At 69.7% G+C, this 1,325-nt stretch carries 2 protein-coding genes and 1 pseudogene; 2 read left to right on the top strand and 1 reads right to left on the bottom strand.

The window, feature by feature from the left end; genetic code table 11:
• Positions 1-129: 129 nt before the first annotated feature.
• Positions 130-291 carry a hydrophobic protein gene (locus ACFWW8_RS38615; RefSeq protein WP_386537621.1) on the bottom strand — a complete coding sequence of 54 codons (162 nt, stop codon included), beginning with the start codon at positions 289-291 and terminating at the stop codon, positions 130-132.
• A 157-nt stretch (positions 292-448) separates the two neighbouring features.
• Between ACFWW8_RS38615 and ACFWW8_RS38610 the strand changes: the two genes are divergently transcribed.
• Both ACFWW8_RS38610 and ACFWW8_RS38605 read left to right on the top strand, forming a co-directional pair.
• Positions 449-889 carry a hypothetical protein gene (locus ACFWW8_RS38610; RefSeq protein WP_386537619.1) on the top strand — a complete coding sequence of 147 codons (441 nt, stop codon included), beginning with the start codon at positions 449-451 and terminating at the stop codon, positions 887-889.
• A 212-nt stretch (positions 890-1,101) separates the two neighbouring features.
• A pseudogene (locus tag ACFWW8_RS38605) lies at positions 1,102-1,325 on the top strand (iron-containing redox enzyme family protein); the annotation flags it as partial.

Genomic DNA, 1,325 nt, shown 5'->3' with positions numbered 1-1,325 from the left:
ATACGCCGCTTCTCCTTGTTTGTGTTTTTTGGTTTGAGAGCCACATCTCTTACGGGGCGCCGACCACCCCGTTTTGGTGGGGGGGCCCCCGGCGCCATGCAGTGTCCGAACTGCGATGTCGTCGTACGGCTACCAGCGGTACCAGCGGCCGCTGCTGTTCTTCGGACGGGCGACAAAACCGATCAGCCACAGGATCAGGACTGCGATAGCCACCCACCAGAGAATCTTCACCGCGAAACCCGCGCCGAAGAGGATCAGGGCCAGCAGAAGAACGAGAAGCAGGGGAACCATAGTTATCAACCTCCGAAGCGCCTTCTGCCCGGCAGGACCGGGGGCATGCACGCGATTCTCCTTTGATTTCCGCACCGCCGGCCCGTCGGGGCGTTCGCCGTACGCCGCATGGCCCAACCGACCGCTCGGCGGGCCCGCTTGCGGGCAGAGAACCTCCATGGACAGCAATCGCGGGACGGACCCGGCGCACGAGGTGCCCGACGGGGTCGATGAGAAGACGGTGCGCGCACTGGGGGCGCTATCGAAGGCGCTGGAGACCACGGAGCGGGCCCGCGGCCACCTCTACGGGTTCCACCAGCTGACCGGGACGGCGGACTTCGAACTCGGCGACGCGGTCCGGCTGCTGCGCGAGGCGGGCCACGCCGAGCAGGCCGACCGCGTCGAACGCGAACTCGTCGGCCGGAACGTCATCCCGGGACACTGGACCTTCCAGGTGATCGAGGCCTACAACGCCGGCTACTACCGGCCCTTCGCCGCCATCGAACGCGACGTCCTCGACGAACTCGCCGACGGCAGGGACCACCTCTTCGAAGCCGGCCTCAAGGCGCGGCGCCGCACCCCGCACCACCCGGACCACACGGCGTTGCCTCCCGGCTGACGTGGGGGAACGGGGCCGATCGGGTCCTGTGTGCGGCCGATCCTCTGAAGATCGGCGGAATTCCGGATGGTGTGCCCCGCCGAGGGCAGTCGCCCCTTGTCGCCCACGGCCGTGCACGGCCGTGTCGCGAGCGCTCCGGCGCGCCGACGGACGCGCCGGCCGAGGTGCGCCGACCGGCGCGTGCCGACCGAGGACAGGAAGCAGGACCCGACATGACCCCGATCAGCCCCAGCCCCCGTACGACGGTGACCCAGACGGCGACGCGCCAGGCGACCGCTCCCGGCCCCCGCCTGGTAGCCGGCCGCGGCGAACTCTCCGAGGCGGTGACGAGCGCCCTGCGCCACGGCCTCCCGCCGGACTACGCCCCGGGAGCGGTACTGAAGGCGGATCCGTGGGGTGAGGACCTGCAGCTCGCCCTGTACCTGTTGTACGAGCT

Source organism: Streptomyces sp. NPDC058701 (genome assembly GCF_042715295.1).
In the GTDB taxonomy this organism is placed as follows: Bacteria; Actinomycetota; Actinomycetes; order Streptomycetales; family Streptomycetaceae; genus Streptomyces.
This window is presented reverse-complemented; position numbering and strand designations above follow the sequence as displayed.

Excerpts from the sequence above, each read along its gene's own strand:
- ACFWW8_RS38615 (WP_386537621.1), bottom strand. The coding sequence starts at position 291 with ATGGTTCCCCTGCTTCTCGTTCTTCTGCTGGCCCTGATCCTCTTCGGC.
- ACFWW8_RS38610 (WP_386537619.1), top strand. The coding sequence starts at position 449 with ATGGACAGCAATCGCGGGACGGACCCGGCGCACGAGGTGCCCGACGGG.